Origin of the sequence: Pseudomonas sp. GGS8, from assembly GCF_024168645.1 — a bacterium.
Lineage (GTDB): Bacteria > Pseudomonadota > Gammaproteobacteria > Pseudomonadales > Pseudomonadaceae > Aquipseudomonas.
In genome coordinates this window covers 664,800-679,668 of the sequence record NZ_JALJWF010000001.1, presented here as the reverse complement: position 1 = coordinate 679,668, position 14,869 = coordinate 664,800, and the positions used below count along the sequence as shown (strand labels likewise).

At 58.6% G+C, this 14,869-nt stretch carries 13 protein-coding genes; 6 read left to right on the top strand and 7 right to left on the bottom strand.

The window, feature by feature from the left end:
* Positions 1–85: 85 nt before the first annotated feature.
* From J3D54_RS02990 to J3D54_RS02980, 3 genes are all read left to right on the top strand, one after another.
* Positions 86–628: a YaeQ family protein gene (locus tag J3D54_RS02990; protein WP_095054212.1), complete on the top strand. Its 543-nt coding sequence runs from the start codon at positions 86–88 to the stop codon at positions 626–628.
* Between the two features lie 66 nt (positions 629–694).
* Positions 695–2,404, top strand: a complete 1,710-nt coding sequence (recJ, locus tag J3D54_RS02985; protein WP_253416638.1) for a single-stranded-DNA-specific exonuclease RecJ — start codon at positions 695–697, stop codon at positions 2,402–2,404.
* Between the two features lie 347 nt (positions 2,405–2,751).
* Positions 2,752–3,858 (top strand): NADH:flavin oxidoreductase/NADH oxidase, encoded by a 1,107-nt coding sequence (locus tag J3D54_RS02980; RefSeq protein WP_253416637.1) that lies wholly within the window; start codon positions 2,752–2,754, stop codon positions 3,856–3,858.
* Between the two features lie 119 nt (positions 3,859–3,977).
* Here the strand turns inward: J3D54_RS02980 and J3D54_RS02975 are convergent, their stop codons facing one another.
* A complete protein-coding gene (locus J3D54_RS02975; RefSeq protein WP_253416636.1) occupies positions 3,978–5,603 on the bottom strand; it encodes a glucan biosynthesis protein D in 1,626 nt (541 codons plus the stop codon).
* 410 nt (positions 5,604–6,013) lie between these two features.
* Between J3D54_RS02975 and J3D54_RS02970 the strand changes: the two genes are divergently transcribed.
* Positions 6,014–6,199 carry a hypothetical protein gene (locus tag J3D54_RS02970; protein ID WP_105344867.1) on the top strand — a complete coding sequence of 62 codons (186 nt, stop codon included), beginning with the start codon at positions 6,014–6,016 and terminating at the stop codon, positions 6,197–6,199.
* Positions 6,200–6,264: 65 nt separating this feature from the next.
* On the opposite strand, the gene J3D54_RS02965 is transcribed toward J3D54_RS02970, so the two are convergent.
* Complete coding sequence (locus J3D54_RS02965) at positions 6,265–6,744, bottom strand: Bro-N domain-containing protein (protein ID WP_253416635.1); 480 nt, start codon at positions 6,742–6,744, stop codon at positions 6,265–6,267.
* A 510-nt stretch (positions 6,745–7,254) separates the two neighbouring features.
* On the opposite strand from J3D54_RS02965, the gene J3D54_RS02960 reads away from it, so the two are divergent.
* Both J3D54_RS02960 and J3D54_RS02955 read left to right on the top strand, forming a co-directional pair.
* Positions 7,255–8,508: an ATP/GTP-binding protein gene (locus tag J3D54_RS02960; RefSeq protein ID WP_253416634.1), complete on the top strand. Its 1,254-nt coding sequence runs from the start codon at positions 7,255–7,257 to the stop codon at positions 8,506–8,508.
* Positions 8,509–8,510: 2 nt separating this feature from the next.
* Complete coding sequence (locus J3D54_RS02955) at positions 8,511–9,137, top strand: RloB family protein (protein ID WP_253416633.1); 627 nt, start codon at positions 8,511–8,513, stop codon at positions 9,135–9,137.
* Between the two features lie 70 nt (positions 9,138–9,207).
* Here J3D54_RS02955 and J3D54_RS02950 read toward each other — a convergent pair whose 3' ends face one another.
* The 5 genes from J3D54_RS02950 to ydcS all read right to left on the bottom strand — a co-directional run bounded on the left by J3D54_RS02950 (position 9,208) and on the right by ydcS (position 14,806).
* Positions 9,208–10,632: a gamma-aminobutyraldehyde dehydrogenase gene (locus J3D54_RS02950; RefSeq protein WP_253416632.1), complete on the bottom strand. Its 1,425-nt coding sequence runs from the start codon at positions 10,630–10,632 to the stop codon at positions 9,208–9,210.
* Between the two features lie 87 nt (positions 10,633–10,719).
* Positions 10,720–11,544 carry an ABC transporter permease gene (locus J3D54_RS02945; RefSeq protein WP_253416631.1) on the bottom strand — a complete coding sequence of 275 codons (825 nt, stop codon included), beginning with the start codon at positions 11,542–11,544 and terminating at the stop codon, positions 10,720–10,722.
* On the bottom strand, positions 11,534–12,478 hold the full coding sequence (locus J3D54_RS02940) for an ABC transporter permease (protein ID WP_253416630.1): 945 nt from the start codon (positions 12,476–12,478) through the stop codon (positions 11,534–11,536). Before J3D54_RS02940 ends, J3D54_RS02945 begins: the two co-directional genes overlap by 11 nt.
* Before the next feature lies 1 nt (position 12,479).
* Entirely contained in the window at positions 12,480–13,517 is a 1,038-nt protein-coding gene (locus tag J3D54_RS02935; RefSeq protein ID WP_253416629.1) for an ABC transporter ATP-binding protein, read from the bottom strand.
* 137 nt (positions 13,518–13,654) lie between these two features.
* On the bottom strand, positions 13,655–14,806 hold the full coding sequence (ydcS, locus tag J3D54_RS02930; protein ID WP_253416628.1) for a putative ABC transporter substrate-binding protein YdcS: 1,152 nt from the start codon (positions 14,804–14,806) through the stop codon (positions 13,655–13,657).
* Positions 14,807–14,869 lie beyond the last annotated feature (63 nt).

The window sequence follows — 14,869 nt, the reverse complement described above, 5'->3', positions numbered from 1 at the left end:
GCCCAAAGTTGATCGCCTTCAATTCGTTGATTACCTCTTGCATCGGTTAGACTTGCCGCCTTTCCCCGTATCAAGAAGCCCGTTCATGGCCCAGCCGTCCACGACCTACAAGTTTGAACTGAACCTCACCGACCTCGACCGCAGCGTCTACGAGAGCGTGAAGCAGACCATCGCCCGTCACCCTTCGGAAACTGAAGAGCGCATGACCGTGCGGCTGCTGGCCTACGCCTTCTGGTACAACGAGCAGCTGTCGTTCGGTCGCGGTCTGTCAGACGTGGACGAACCGGCGCTGTGGGAAAAGAGCCTGGACGACCGTGTCCTGCACTGGATCGAAGTCGGCCAGCCAGATGCCGACCGCCTGACCTGGTGCTCGCGCCGCACCGAGCGCACCAGCCTGCTGGCCTACGGCAGCCTGCGTGTCTGGGAAGGCAAAGTGATCCCGGCGATCAAGACCCTGAAAAACGTCAACATCGCCGCCGTGCCCCAGGAAGTGCTGGAAACCCTGGCCAAGGACATGCCGCGCGTTATCAAGTGGGACGTGATGATCAGCGAAGGAACGATTTTCGTCACCGACGACCGTGGTCAGCACGAAGTCCAGTTGCAATGGCTGGCCGGCGAACGCGGCTGATTATTCGCCGCTGAGTCGCGTCTCCCGGTTTTATCCTACGTATTCAAGAGAAGCACCTGTCACCCCATGCGCATCGAACCTCGCCTGTTGCCCGACACCTTGCCATTCCTCGGTGATATTCCGCCGCTGTTGACCCGCCTTTACGCGGCGCGGGGCGTGCAGTCCGAGGCTGAACTGGACAAGAGCCTGGCGCGGCTGATTCCGTTTCAGCAGCTCAAAGGCATCGAGGCGGCAGTGGATTTGCTGGTGACGGCCCTGGAGCAGCGTCAGCGGATTCTGATCGTCGGCGACTTCGACGCCGATGGCGCGACGGCCAGTACCGTGGGCATGCTGGGGCTGCGTCTGTTGGGCGCGGCGCATGTCGACTACCTGGTGCCGAACCGCTTCGAGTACGGCTACGGCCTGACCCCGGAAATCGTCGAAGTGGCGCTGACCCGCGATCCGCAGTTGCTGATCACCGTGGACAACGGCATTTCCAGCGTCGAAGGCGTGGCAGCGGCGAAAAAGGCCGGGCTCAAGGTGCTGGTCACCGATCACCACTTGCCCGGCGATGAGCTGCCGTTGGCCGATGCCATCGTCAATCCGAACCAGCCGGGTTGCGCGTTCCCGAGCAAAGCCCTGGCCGGCGTCGGGGTGATTTTCTATGTGCTGATGGCCCTGCGCGCGCGCTTGCGCAGCCTGGGCTGGTACGAAAGCAAGCCGCAGCCGAACATTGGCGAATTGCTGGACCTGGTGGCGCTGGGCAGCGTCGCCGACGTGGTGCCGCTGGATGCCAACAACCGGATTCTGGTGCATCAGGGCCTGGAACGGATTCGCGCCGGGCGCGCGCGGCCGGGGATCAAGGCGATCCTTGAAGTGGCCAAGCGTGACCATTCGCGCATTACTTCCACTGACCTTGGCTTCATCCTCGGCCCGCGCCTGAACGCGGCAGGAAGGCTAGATGACATGAGCCTGGGCATCGAATGCCTGCTCACCGAAGACGCGGGCGCTGCCCGTGAAATGGCCGCCCAGCTGGATGGCATGAACCAGGACCGTAAATCCATCGAACAGGGCATGCAGCGTGAGGCGCTGGCCCAGCTCAAGGATTTACCGGTGGAATCGATGCCGTTCGGCCTGTGCCTGTTCGATCCCGAGTGGCACCAGGGTGTCATCGGTATTCTCGCCTCGCGTATGAAAGAGCGCTATTTCCGTCCGACCATTGCCTTTGCCGATGCCGGCGATGGCCTGCTCAAGGGCTCGGGGCGTTCGGTTCAGGGCTTTCACATTCGCGATGCCTTGAGCGTGGTCGCGGCGCAACATCCGAACCTGATCAGCAAATACGGCGGCCACGCCATGGCGGCCGGCCTGACCTTGCCGGAAGCGAATTTTCCGTTGTTCGCCGAAGCTTTCGACGCTGAAGTGCGCAGGCAAATGCGCGAAGAAGACCTGACCGGGCGCCTGCTGTCGGACGGCACCTTGGCGGTCGAGGAGTTTCACCTGGAACTGGCCCGCGCTCTGCGCCACGCCGGACCTTGGGGGCAACACTTTCCGGAGCCGCTGTTTCACGGGGTGTTTCAGTTGGTCGAGCAGCGGGTAGTGGGCGAGCGGCACCTTAAAGTGGTGCTGAAGAGTGAATGTGGCTCGGTGAAGCTGGATGGTATCGCCTTCGGGATCGACCGCGACATCTGGCCGAATCCGACCATCAAGTGGGTGGAGTTGGCCTACAAGCTCGACCTCAACGAGTTCCGTGGCAACGAGACCGTTCAGTTGATGATTGCCCACATCGAACCGCGATAACTGTGGCGAGGGGGCTTGCCCCCGTTGGGCTGCGAAGCGGCCCCAGACCCAGGCAACTCATTTCTGTCAGGCACACCGCAGTAACCGGATTTACGACTGCTGCGCAGCCGAGCGGGAGCAAGCTCCCTCGCCACAGGTATCGCCCAGACCTCAAATTGGCGGTGTTTCATTTCTTGAACCCTCCCTGATCCCGCGATGTCGACTAGGCTCTAAGCACTGCTTGATTATCCTTGTGACGTCTTGTCGAATTTTTTGCCCGCGGGGGCGGGTGCTGCACCTTTTTCCTGTCACTCGTCGACTATTCAAACAGAACCCTGGAGCCTGCCCACTGATTTGAGAGGTGCCCCATGAGTCTGCTGCTTGAACCCTATACCCTTCGTCAATTGACCCTGCTCAACCGCATTGCGGTGTCACCGATGTGCCAGTACTCCAGCGTCGATGGGCTGGCCAATGACTGGCACCTGGTCCACCTCGGCAGCCGCGCGATCGGCGGCGCCGGTCTGGTATTCACCGAAGCCACGGCGGTCACCGCCGACGGGCGAATCACCGCCCAGGACCTCGGCCTCTGGGATGATCAACAGATCGAACCCTTGCAGCGTATTACGCGCTTCATCGCCGCCCAAGGCGCTGTCGCCGGCATTCAGTTGGCTCACGCCGGGCGCAAGGCCAGCACGCATCGGCCGTGGCTGGGCAAGCATGGCAGCGTCAAGCCGGAAGATGGCGGCTGGATCCCGGTCGGCCCTTCGCCGATCGCATTCGACCCCCAGCACACACCGCCGAAGCAGCTTAATGAGAGCGAGATCGCCGAGATCATTCAGGCCTTTGTCGAGTCGGCCAAACGGGCATTGACCGCCGGTTTCAAAGTGCTCGAAGTGCACGCGGCCCATGGTTACCTGTTGCATCAATTTCTTTCGCCCTTGAGCAATCAACGGCGCGATCAGTACGGCGGCTCGTTCGAAAATCGCATTCGGCTGGTGTTGCAAGTCACCGAAGCGGTACGGGCCGTGTGGCCTGAAGAGTTACCGGTGTTTGTACGGGTATCGGCCACTGACTGGGTGGAAGACGGCTGGAACCCCGACGAAACCGTGGAGCTGGCACGACGCCTGAAAGATCTGGGTGTGGACCTGATCGACGTCTCGTCGGGCGGGACGGCAGCTAACGCCGAGATTCCCACAGGCCCTGGTTATCAGACCCGTTTCGCCGAGCGGGTACGCAAGGAGTCGGGCATTGCCACCGGCACCGTCGGCATGATCACCGAGCCAGCCCAGGCCGAGCATATTCTGCGTACTTGTCAGGCCGACATCATCTTCCTCGCCCGGGAGTTGTTGCGCGATCCGTATTGGCCGCTGCATGCCGATGACGATCTGGGTGGGCACAAGGCGATATGGCCGGCGCAATACCAGCGTGCCACCCATCGCGACCAGCCGATTCATGAATCGGATTTGCGTGACTGATTGCGGCTGTAAAAATCAAAAAGCCCCGGTCTGGTTGACCGGGGCTTTTTGCGTTTCTGCTGAGATGTTTGTTGTCTGTCGGGCTGTCTTCGCGGGCCATTTCAGACCCCAGCTAACTCTCAGGTGTATTTGCGCTTATCGGGCGCCGGCGGGAAATACTGGTACAGCCAGGTTTCACTCAACGTGCGGTCATTGGTGCGAATGAACAGCCGCAGCTCTACCGGTGCCACGCTGTCATTGGTCGGGTACCAGTCGAAGGTGATTCGGTAGCCCTTGATGTCATCGAGCACCAACACATTGAAGTCCTTCACTTCGCCGTTCGAGCAGGTCACCACTGGTTCGATCCCGGCGCCTTCGGGCAAGCGGTCCAGGCCGCCGCCGGTGAAGTCCACAGCGAAGCGACGTGCCCAGACTTCCGGGTAATGCTCGCCCGGTGCCCAGCCTTCGATGAAGCCGCCCATGCCCGAACGGGTCGCATTGACCCGTGCCAGCGGCGTACCCGTCGGTGGCAGGGCGCTCCAGTAGAGCTTATAGCCGTAGTTCAGGGAGTCACCGGCGGCGACCGGTTTTTTCGGCGTCCAGAATGCGACGATGTTATCCAGGGTTTCGCCGGTCGTAGGAATTTCCAGCAAATCGATGGAGCCTTCGCCCCACGCGGTTGTAGGTTCTACCCACAGGCTCGGACGCTTGCTGTACCAGTCGACGGTGTCTTGATAACTGACGAATTCATGATCGGTCTGCACCAGACCAAAGCCTTTCGGGTCGGTGTCGGCGAAGGCGTTGAATTGCAGGGTGGCCGGGTTGTTCAGCGGGCGGCAAATCCACTCGCCGTTGCCGCGCCACATCGCCAGGCGATCGGAGTCATGGATCTGCGGGTGAATGGTGTCGCACATGCGGCGCTCGTGGGTGCCGCAGCTGAACATGCTAGTCATCGGTGCGATGCCCAGTTGCTCGATGGCAGTGCGGGCGTTGACGTGCGCGTCGACTTCCATCACCACACGTTCGGCCTGGCAATCGATGTCAAAACGGTAGGCACCGGTGGCGCTCGGCGAGTCGAGCAGGGCGTACACCACGAAACGGGTGCTGTCCTTGTCCGGTGTCTCGAACCAGAACTTGGTGAAGTCCGGAAACTCTTCGCGCTTCTTGGCGTAGGTGTCGATCGCCAGGCCGCGGGCCGACAAACCGTATTGGCCTGTAGCGTCTACCGCACGGAAATAGCTGGCGCCGAGGAACGACAAGACGTCGTGCTGATCCAGCTCCGGGGCCTTGAACAGCTTGAAACCGGAAAAGCCCAGGTCGCCCTTGAGCTGCTGGGTGTCGACGGTGGTTTTTTCATAATTGAACAGCGACGGGCGGAAATGCACCTCGCGCGCCAGTCGAGTCTTGGGATCGACGCTGTACATGCGCACCGGCTGCTTGAAACCCATGCCGACGTGGAAGAACTGCACGTCCAGCTGACCTTTCAGATCCTTCCACAGCGAATGATTGCCGTCGTAGCGGATCGCGTTGAAGTTCTGCGGCGTCATGGTCGCCAGCGTCGGCGGCAGCACCTGCTTGGTGTCCTGATACGGCTTGGCGGCGAGCTGTTTGGCCTGGCTCTTCAGCGCTTCGAAGTCGAACGCCTGGGCGTCGCCATCGGCAGTGCCGCTACCGGCCCAGGCGTTCACGGCCAGCAGGCCGGTGGCCGAGAGACCGGTGTAAGCCGCGATGGCCATGGAGGCTTTGAGCAAATTCCTGCGGTGCATAAGTACAACCTGTCGTGAACAATCCCGCGCCGTTCCTGGCACGTGCTGGATCTGAAATAACGGTTCGGACATGCCTTGGCCAAACGCAACGGACTTTAGAAAGATGCCAAATAGCTTAAACCGTTCAGTTGCAGAGCAAAAATGATTGATAGCACCGCGACAGCGCAGCAATGAAACAAGACATGTCAGGTAACGTTTCTCACAGCGCTTTCTGATTTATAGGGCATATCTGCTTTTTTCGACTAATTACTCTAAAAACTGCTTTTCAGCACCGATTTAATTTCTATTCTATGGGCATGACCGGTTTCGGCCCTTCAGGCCGGTGGGTCCAGCGCACACAAAGCGGCCGCTGAAAGTGATAGGGCGATGCGGTTTTGAAGTTTTCTCTGACGTATAGAAGGACATCGTCCATGTCGAAAGTACAAGGCATTACCGAAATGTTAGGAATCTTCCCCTGCCTGGCCACCGGGCGGCGAAGGCGTCGGCTCAGTTCGGAAGAGCTGAAGTTGGTGGAGCGCTATCGCGAGTTGTCGGAAAGCGACCGGATTGCGATGCGCTATCTGGTGGATGCGATGAGGAGTGTTTCGCGGTTTTGAAGGTGGGGAGTAATGCTGGAAAACCAAAGGGACGGACCCAAAAGTCCGTCCCTTTGTGCATCAGTTCATCGGTTACCAATCGTGAATGGTCGTTGTGCCTGCATCAGATCGGGCATATCGCGCCACTTGATCCAGGCCTGATGCTGCCAATGCAGCAGCGGCACAGAGATCCCGGCCCACTGTAACGAACTCAGACTTGGAATGTTCTCCAACGATGCGGCGTTCGAATCACGCAGCATTGGCATGACCTCGTTGCTAAGCCATTGGCGCAGGTTTCGATTTTCCGGGACGAAATGGTGAACCAGCAGGGCGTACATTCCCGATTCGCTGACCATCAGCGATTCGACTGTTTTGCCGTTCTTCAGCAACCAGACATATTGGCGTTGATCAGGATCGAGTTTCAGGGTGAGTCGTTGGTCCAGCGGTCGGCCCATCAAGCGACCTAGATCCTGAACGCAGAACCAGGCTTGGTTGGCTTGCATGATGGTGTGGAGGAAGCGGTTGTGGCGGGTGAAGACGGTAGGGATGAAATGAGGATGGGTCATGGCCTGCCTCCAGTGTTAGCGAGACAGCATTCTGGTACGAAGACTTCAGTTGAGTTTGTGATGTGCCTAAGCATTTTTTCGACTCCATGTTGAAAAGGGAGCCGCCACTAATCCTTCGACAGATTTGGGTGGCGGACCGTGCGGCGTTCGAAGTCGGGTTCTCGATCAACATGGAAGCCAAGAGGCCCGCGCCACACGGCCCACCATAAAGCGAGACTGGAGGGCAAAAAATGCCTCAGCTCATATGGGGGCGCGGATGCGCCATGTTGATGATGTACCGGCTTCGACCCCGGGTCGCTGATGTTGCAGCGACGGGATGAAGCCTATCTGCAAGGCGCTCGCGGCGCCAAGTCTACTCTGGCGACGCTTGTTGTAGGAATCGTTGCCTTTGCTGGAAGGCTCCATCCGTAGGAATTTCCTGTTTTTGCACGAGGTGCAGAGAAGCAGCGCCAAATGCATGGTTTTTCCTATATTTATTCTGCTCTTAGAAATTAAGTGCAGGATTTCTACATGTTGATCGAATTTTCAGTTTCCAATTATCGCTCCTTCCGCGAGGCGCAAACCCTGTCCATGGTTGCGACTCCACGCCTGAGTAAAAAGCGCAATGTTTTTCAACCTTCAGTGAGTGGCGAAAAGCTTCCTGATTTGTTGAAGGTGGCAGCGATCTACGGGCCGAACGCGTCCGGTAAATCTTCGCTTATCCAAGCGATGGGGATCATGGGACGCCTGCTCGCAACGACACCCTCCTCAAATGACGAACCACTGCCGGTTTCACCGTTTCGTTTTGACCCGCAACTCCAGAACGAACCCAGTTCCTTTGAGTACAACTTCATTCAAAACGGGCTCCGATATCGGTTTGTTCTACGCGTTACTTCGCAACGGATAATCAAGGAGCAGCTGGTCTCCTATCCCAAAGGGAAAGAAACGCTGCTGTATGAGCGTCGTTTTGGTGACGAGGGAGAGCAGTATGTTTTTGGCTCAAGTCTTGAGGGTGGGAAAGATGTCCACAATGCTTGGCGGCGTTTGACGAGCCCGAAGGTTTTGTTTATTTCGCAGGCCGTGGCGAACAGCAGCGAAGAACTGACACAGTTGCGAGCACCGTTTACCTGGTTTCAAACCGGTCTCCTTGTCATTGAACAGAACAACATGATGGGGTTGTCTGCAGCCTCCATCAGGTTTCTGCAGGTTGCCTCGGACTACACGGGTGATTTAAAGGAGTTTTTAAGGGAAGTGGATATCCCGGTGTCTGCTATTCAACTCAATACTGAGGATGCGGATGCTGTACCGACCAAGAAAAAGCTCACGTTAAAAGAATTCTTCGCCGCCGCCCAAAAAGACAAGGTGACCCTGTCGCATACAAGCCATTTGGGAACAGCAGAGTTTGATTTCTCAGAGGAGTCTGGCGGCACCAAAAATCTGATTGGCTTCTGGTTGCCGTGGTTCATGATCAATCGCGCAGATGGAAGCGGGATACTGTCTGTCGATGAGTTGGATAGTAGCCTTCATCCTGAAATAGTTGCTGATCTGATCGGGAAACATCTTGATAGGGGGTTGGATACTCAGCTGATCTTTACGACTCACGACACTCATCTAATGAACGCAAAAATCCTGCGGCGTGATCAGTTCTGGATCACTGAGCGCGATGCCAATGGTGCAACCAGTATTTTTTCCGTTCACGATTTTGAAGGGCGAGAGGGGGAGGATGTTGAGAAGCGCTACTTTGAAGGCCGTTACCGCGGTTTGCCTTTGATCAGGCTGAGGTGACCATGATGCGCTCGACAAAATCATTTGATCGAAAGAAATCGAGATTCAAGCCTCAACCCAAAGTGTTGGTCCTCTGTGAAGATAGCAAGTCAGGAAAACGGTATCTGGAGGAGGCCGCCTTTCATTTTCGTGCTAAAGCCCAGGTTGAAATTGCCCACTGCGGCGTCACGCACCCGAGCGGCATTGTAGAAAGAGCCATCGCCCGCCAGAAATTTTTCGATAGGATCTTTTGTGCATTGGATCGCGATACGCACCTATGTTTTGAGAGGGCGATAGATCTGGCGAAGCCTCATCCGAAAATCAAAGTCATAGCATCGTTTCCCTGTTTTGAGTTTTGGCTTCTTTTGCACTTCGGTTTCAATCGAAAGCCATTTAGAGCTGTCGGGAAAAACTCTCCGGGCGACTTGGTAGCCAAGAGCCTCAGAGAAAAACCGAACATGGATAAGTACGAGAAGGGCAAAGACATCAGCTATTTTGCTCAGCTATTGGGCGAGCCTTTTCAGAAAGCCAGAGCTTTGGCCCCCAAGATTCTCGAGGACGTCGCCATCAGCGGCGAACCTAACCCCAGCACCGAAATCCATCTGCTGATGGATGAATTCGAAACCCTCTCCAAGCCTCAGCCGATCTAACACCATCAACCGTGCCCACAGAGATGTGGGCACGGTTGATTTCGGAGCGAGGCTTACCCGCGAAGCATTTTTAATGCTTGAACATCACATGCCTTACAACCGTGTAGTCCTCCAATCCATACATCGACATGTCTTTCCCATAACCAGACAATTTCTGACCGCCATGGGGCATTTCGCTGACCAGCATGAAGTGGGTGTTCACCCACGTGCAGCCATACTGCAGGCGCGCAGACAGGCGGTGGGCGCGGCCGATGTCTGTGGTCCAGACTGACGATGCCAGGCCGTAATCCGAATCGTTGGCCCAAGCCAGCGCCTGCGCTTCATCGGTGAATCGGGTCACTGACACCACCGGCCCGAATACTTCGCGGCGCACGATTTCGTCGTCCTGTTGCGCGTCGGCCAGCACCGTCGGTTCAAAGAAGAAACCATTGCCTTCCACCACTTTGCCGCCAGTGATCAAACGAATGTGCGGTTGCGCCATGGCCCGCTCGACCAACCCGGTCACGCGGTCGCGATGTTGCGCGCTGATCAATGGACCCAGCTCCGTCGACGGATCATTCTGCAAGCCGTACTTGAGAGTACTGACCGCGGCGCCGAGCTTCTCGACGAAGGTGTCGTAGATGCCAGCCTGGGCGTAGATGCGGCAGGCGGCGGTGCAGTCCTGGCCGGCGTTGTAGAACCCGAAGGTGCGAATGCCTTCCACGGCAGCGTCGATGTCGGCATCGTCGAAGATGATCACCGGCGCTTTGCCGCCCAATTCCATGTGCATGCGTTTAACGCTGCCGGCGGTGCTGGAAATGATGTTCGAGCCGGTGGCGATGGAACCGGTCAGCGACACCATGCGCACTTTCGGGTGAGTAACCAGTGGGGTGCCGACGGTAGGACCGCGGCCATATACCAGATTAAGCACGCCCGCCGGGAAAATCTCCGACGCCAGTTCGGCCAGGCGCAGGGCTGTCAGCGGGGTTTGTTCCGACGGTTTGAGCACCACGGTATTACCGGCGGCCAGGGCCGGGGCGATTTTCCAGGCGACCATCATCAGCGGGTAGTTCCAGGGCGCGATGGAGGCAATCACGCCCACCGGGTCGCGGCGGATCATCGAGGTGTGGCCGTGCAAGTATTCACCCCCTAACGCACCGCTCATGCAACGGCTGGCGCCGGCGAAGAAACGGAACACGTCGGCAATCGCCGGGATCTCGTCGTTCAGCGCGGCGGTGTAGGGTTTGCCGCAGTTGTCCGACTCCAGTTTAGCCAGCTCCTGGCCATGGGCTTCGATGATGTCGGCGAGTTTGAGCAGCAGCAGCGAGCGTTCTTTCGGCGTGGTTTGCGACCAGGCTTCGAAGGCGCTATCGGCGGCGCGCACGGCGGCATCGACCTGGGCTTCGCTGGCTTCGTTGATTTCCACCATTACACGACCGAGTGCCGGGTTGAACACGGCTTGGGCGGGGCCGTCGCCTTTGACGAGTTGGCCATTGATCAAGAGTTTGGTTTGCATGGCGTTGTCCTCCGAAGCTGTTTCTGTTTTTCTGCTGAAACCGGCCCCCTGTGGGAGCGGGTTTCCACATTGGGAATGAGTTGTCAGTTATTTCCCGCCACTGCCCGCAACGCTTTCGCCACCACGGGTCAGGTAATACGCGCCGAGAATCGGCAGCATGGTCACCATCATGACCAGCATCGCCACGACGTTGGTCACCGGCACGTCCCGAGGGCGGCTGAGCTGGTTGAGCAGCCACAACGGCAAGGTACGTTCGTGGCCGGCGGTGAAGGTGGTGACGATGATTTCATCGAATGACAGGGCAAACGCCAGCATGCCGCCGGCCAGCAACGCCGAGCCGAGGTTCGGCAGGACGATGTAGCGGAAGGTTTGCCAGCCGTCGGCGCCGAGGTCCATCGAGGCTTCGATCAGGCTGTAAGAAGTGCGGCGCAAACGGGCGATGACGTTGTTGTAGACGATCACCACGCAGAAGGTCGCGTGACCGATCACGATGGTGAATACCCCAGGCTCGATTCCCAGTGTCTTGAAGGTCGCCAGCAGCGCGATCCCGGTGATGATCCCCGGCAATGCAATCGGCAGAATCAGCATCAGCGAGATGCCTTGCTTGCCGAAGAAGTCTCGGCGGTACAACGCCGCCGAGGCGAGGGTGCCGAGGATCAGCGCAATCAGGGTGGCGATGGCGGCAATCTGCAGCGACAACTTGATCGCTTCCAGTACGTCGGGCCGCGAGAACGCGACGCCGATCCACTTCAGGGTGAAGCCCTTGGGCGGAAAGCTGAACGCCGCATCTTCGGTGTTGAAGGCGTAGAGGAAGATGATCAGGATCGGAAAGTGCAAGAACAGCAACCCGCCCCAGGCGGCGATGCGCAGGCCCAGGGATGCCCGGTCTTGAGAGGAAGAGTCAGAGCGCATCGAAGGCCCCCAGACGTTTGACGATGGACAGGTAAATGGCGATCAGCACAATCGGCACCAGCGTGAAGGCTGCCGCCATTGGCATGTTGCCGATCGCCCCTTGTTGGGCGTAGACCATGCTGCCGATGAAGTAGCCCGGCGGGCCCACCAGTTGCGGAACAATGAAATCGCCCAGCGTCAGTGAAAACGTGAAAATCGAACCGGCCGCGATCCCCGGAATCGACAACGGCAGAATCACTTGCATGAAGGTCTGACGCGGCTTGGCACCCAGGTCGGCCGAAGCTTGCAGCAAGGACGGCGGCAGGCGTTCCAGTGACGCCTGGATCGGCAGGATCATGAACGGCAGCCAGATATAGACAAACACCATGAACCGCCCCAGATGCGAGGTCGACAAGGTACTGCCACCCACTCCCGGCATCCCGAGCACGAACTGCAACACCGGCTCCAGATTCAAATACTGAACAAACCACTGCGCCACGCCTCCCTTGGCCAGCAGCAAGGTCCAGGCGTAGGCCTTGACGATGTAACTGGCCCACATCGGCATCATCACCGCGATGTAGAAAAACGCCTTGGTGTTACCGCTGGTGTAGCGCGCCATGTAGTAGGCGATCGGGAAGGCCACGATTGCACTGGCGATCGACACGATGATGGCCATGCTCAGGGTACGGAGGATGATGTCGAAGTTCGACGGCTGGAACAGCGCTGCGAAGTTCGCCAGGGTCAGGTCGGAGGTGACCGTCATGGTGAAGTCATCGAAGGTGTAGAAACCTTGCCACAGCAGGGTCAGCAGCGAGCCGAGGTAGATCGCGCCAAACCACAGCAACGGCGGCACCAGCAGCAGCGACAGATACAGGTTCGGCCGCCGGTACAGCAGGTTGGAAAACCGGCGCAACGGCGAGCCGTTGGCAGGGGGGCGAGGGATCACGCTGTCCATCTCACACCCCGCCTACAACATTGTCGTGCAGCGGAATCATTGCCTCGCGCGCCCAACGAGCGCTGATGCGTTGCCCGGTCTGATGTTGCGCGCTGACGTCCAGCCACTGGACGTTGGCCTGGCTGATGTTCAAGGTCTGGCCGTTTTCCAGTTTCAGTTCATAGCGGGTGGCGCTGCCTTGGTACTGGATGTCATGCAGCACGCCGCTGACTTCGATTTCATGGCTGGCCAGCGGGCCTTCGGCGAAACGCACGTGTTCCGGGCGGATCGAAAACGGCTGAGGATTGCCGCTCAACTGCCGCGCCAGATCACCGCGGATCACGTTGGACGTGCCGACGAATTCGGCGACGAAGGTGGTTGCCGGTTTCATATAGAGGTGGCGTGGCGTGTCGACCTGTTCGATGCGGCCCTTGTTGAACACCGCCACGCGGTCGGACATCGACAACGCTTCGGTCTGGTCGTGGGTGACGAAGATAAAAGTGATGCCGAGCTGGCGTTGCAGCTTCTTCAGCTCACCTTGCATTTGCTCGCGCAGCTTCAGGTCGAGGGCGCCCAAGGGCTCGTCGAGCAACAACACGCGAGGGCGATTGACCAATGCGCGGGCCAGGGCCACACGCTGGCGTTGGCCGCCCGACAGCTGCACCGGCTTGCGCTCGCCGTAGCCGTTGAGGGCGACCATGTCGAGGGCTTCTTCGGCACGTTTGTGGCGCTCGGTCTTGCCGACGCCTTTGACTTTCAAACCGTAGGCGACGTTGTCGAGTACGTTCATGTGCGGGAACAGCGCGTAATCCTGGAACACAGTGTTCACGTCGCGCTGATACGGCGGCAGCCCCGCGGCTTCGGCGCCATGGATGCGGATGGAGCCGGTGCTCGGTTGTTCGAAACCGGCGATCAGGCGCAGGCAGGTGGTTTTGCCCGAGCCGGAAGGGCCCAGTAGGGAAAAGAACTCGCCGTCCTGGATGTCGATGGAAACCCGGTCAACGGCCTTCACCTCACCGAACTGACGGGAAACGTTGGTGAACTGGACTGCGAGGGTCATGGATACGGTGCTCCAAAAAAACGGGGGGTGTGCCGTTAAAAGATCGCAGCCTGCGGCAGCTCCTACGGGATTTGCGGTGCATGCCGTCGGCGTAGGAGCTGCCGAAGGCTGCGATCTTTTGATCTTGCTTAAACCGCTTAACGCCCTCCCATAATCGCGATGTAATCCTGGGTCCAACGGCTATAAGGCACGTACTTGCCACCCTCAGCCTGCGGGGTTTTCCAGAAGGCGATCTTGTCGAACTGGTCGAAACCGTTGGTCTTGCACCCCTCGGCACCCAACAGTTCGCTTGCCTTGCACGCCGCCGGGACTGCCGGCAGCGAACCGAACCAGGCGGACACATCGCCCTGGACCTTCGGCGTCAGCGACCAATCCATCCACTTGTAGGCGCAGTTCGGGTGCTTGGCTTCGGCGTGCAGCATGGTGGTGTCGGCCCACCCGGTGGCGCCTTCTTTGGGGATGGTCGAGGCGACTGGCTGTTTCTCGTTCATCAGGCCGTTGACCTGATACGGCCAGGAACTGGAAGCCACCACGCCTTCGTTTTTGAAGTCACTCATCTGCACGGTGGTGTCGTGCCAGTAGCGGTGGATCAGCTTTTGTTGACCGCGCAGTAGATCGAGCACGGCCTTGTACTGTTTTTCGTCGAGCAGGTAAGGGTCTTTGATGCCCAGTTCCGGCTTGACGGTTTTCAGGTACAGCGCCGCGTCCGCGATGTAGATCGGGCCGTCATACGCCTGCACGCGGCCCTTGTTGGATTTGCCGTCGGGCAGCTTCTGCTCTTCGAGTATCACGCTCCAACTGGTCGGGGGCTGTTTGAACACGTTGGTGTTGTACATGAGTACATTCGGACCCCATTGGTACGGGGTGCCGTAGGTTTGCTTGTCGACCACGTACCACGGTGCATCCTTGAGGCGCGGATCGAGATTTTTCCAGTTAGGGATCAATGCGGTGTTGATCGGCTGGACACGCTTACCGGCGATCAGGCGCAGGGAGGCATCACCGGACGCCGTCACCAGATCGTAACCGCCCTTGGCCATCAGGCTGACCATCTCATCGGAGGTGCCGGCCGTCTTGACGTTGACCTTGCAGCCGGTGTCCTTCTCGAAAGCGCTGACCCAGTCGTAGGCCTTGTCGCTTTCGCCCCGTTCGATATAGCCGGGCCAGGCAACGATATCCAGCTGACCTTCGCCGGCACCGACGGCTTTCAGCGGTTCGGCGGCCTGCAGGCTGGCGCTGGACAGGAGCGCCGTGGTGATGGCACTGAGCAGTGCGGTCTTGTGTTCGAACATGGGGTTTCCCTCTTCTTTAATTAGGGTCGGGACAGCGTTGAACGGGGGCGTTCGCCATGAGTG

Coding starts and splice junctions, on each gene's coding strand:
- J3D54_RS02990 (WP_095054212.1), top strand. CDS start 86: ATGGCCCAGCCGTCCACGACCTACAAGTTTGAACTGAACCTCACCGAC.
- J3D54_RS02980 (WP_253416637.1), top strand. CDS start 2,752: ATGAGTCTGCTGCTTGAACCCTATACCCTTCGTCAATTGACCCTGCTC.
- J3D54_RS02960 (WP_253416634.1), top strand. CDS start 7,255: ATGTTGATCGAATTTTCAGTTTCCAATTATCGCTCCTTCCGCGAGGCG.
- ydcS (WP_253416628.1), bottom strand. CDS start 14,806: ATGTTCGAACACAAGACCGCACTGCTCAGTGCCATCACCACGGCGCTC.
- J3D54_RS02965 (WP_253416635.1), bottom strand. CDS start 6,744: ATGACCCATCCTCATTTCATCCCTACCGTCTTCACCCGCCACAACCGC.
- J3D54_RS02970 (WP_105344867.1), top strand. CDS start 6,014: ATGTCGAAAGTACAAGGCATTACCGAAATGTTAGGAATCTTCCCCTGC.
- J3D54_RS02945 (WP_253416631.1), bottom strand. CDS start 11,544: ATGCGCTCTGACTCTTCCTCTCAAGACCGGGCATCCCTGGGCCTGCGC.
- J3D54_RS02940 (WP_253416630.1), bottom strand. CDS start 12,478: ATGGACAGCGTGATCCCTCGCCCCCCTGCCAACGGCTCGCCGTTGCGC.
- J3D54_RS02955 (WP_253416633.1), top strand. CDS start 8,511: ATGATGCGCTCGACAAAATCATTTGATCGAAAGAAATCGAGATTCAAG.
- J3D54_RS02935 (WP_253416629.1), bottom strand. CDS start 13,517: ATGACCCTCGCAGTCCAGTTCACCAACGTTTCCCGTCAGTTCGGTGAG.
- J3D54_RS02975 (WP_253416636.1), bottom strand. CDS start 5,603: ATGCACCGCAGGAATTTGCTCAAAGCCTCCATGGCCATCGCGGCTTAC.
- J3D54_RS02950 (WP_253416632.1), bottom strand. CDS start 10,632: ATGCAAACCAAACTCTTGATCAATGGCCAACTCGTCAAAGGCGACGGC.
- recJ (WP_253416638.1), top strand. CDS start 695: ATGCGCATCGAACCTCGCCTGTTGCCCGACACCTTGCCATTCCTCGGT.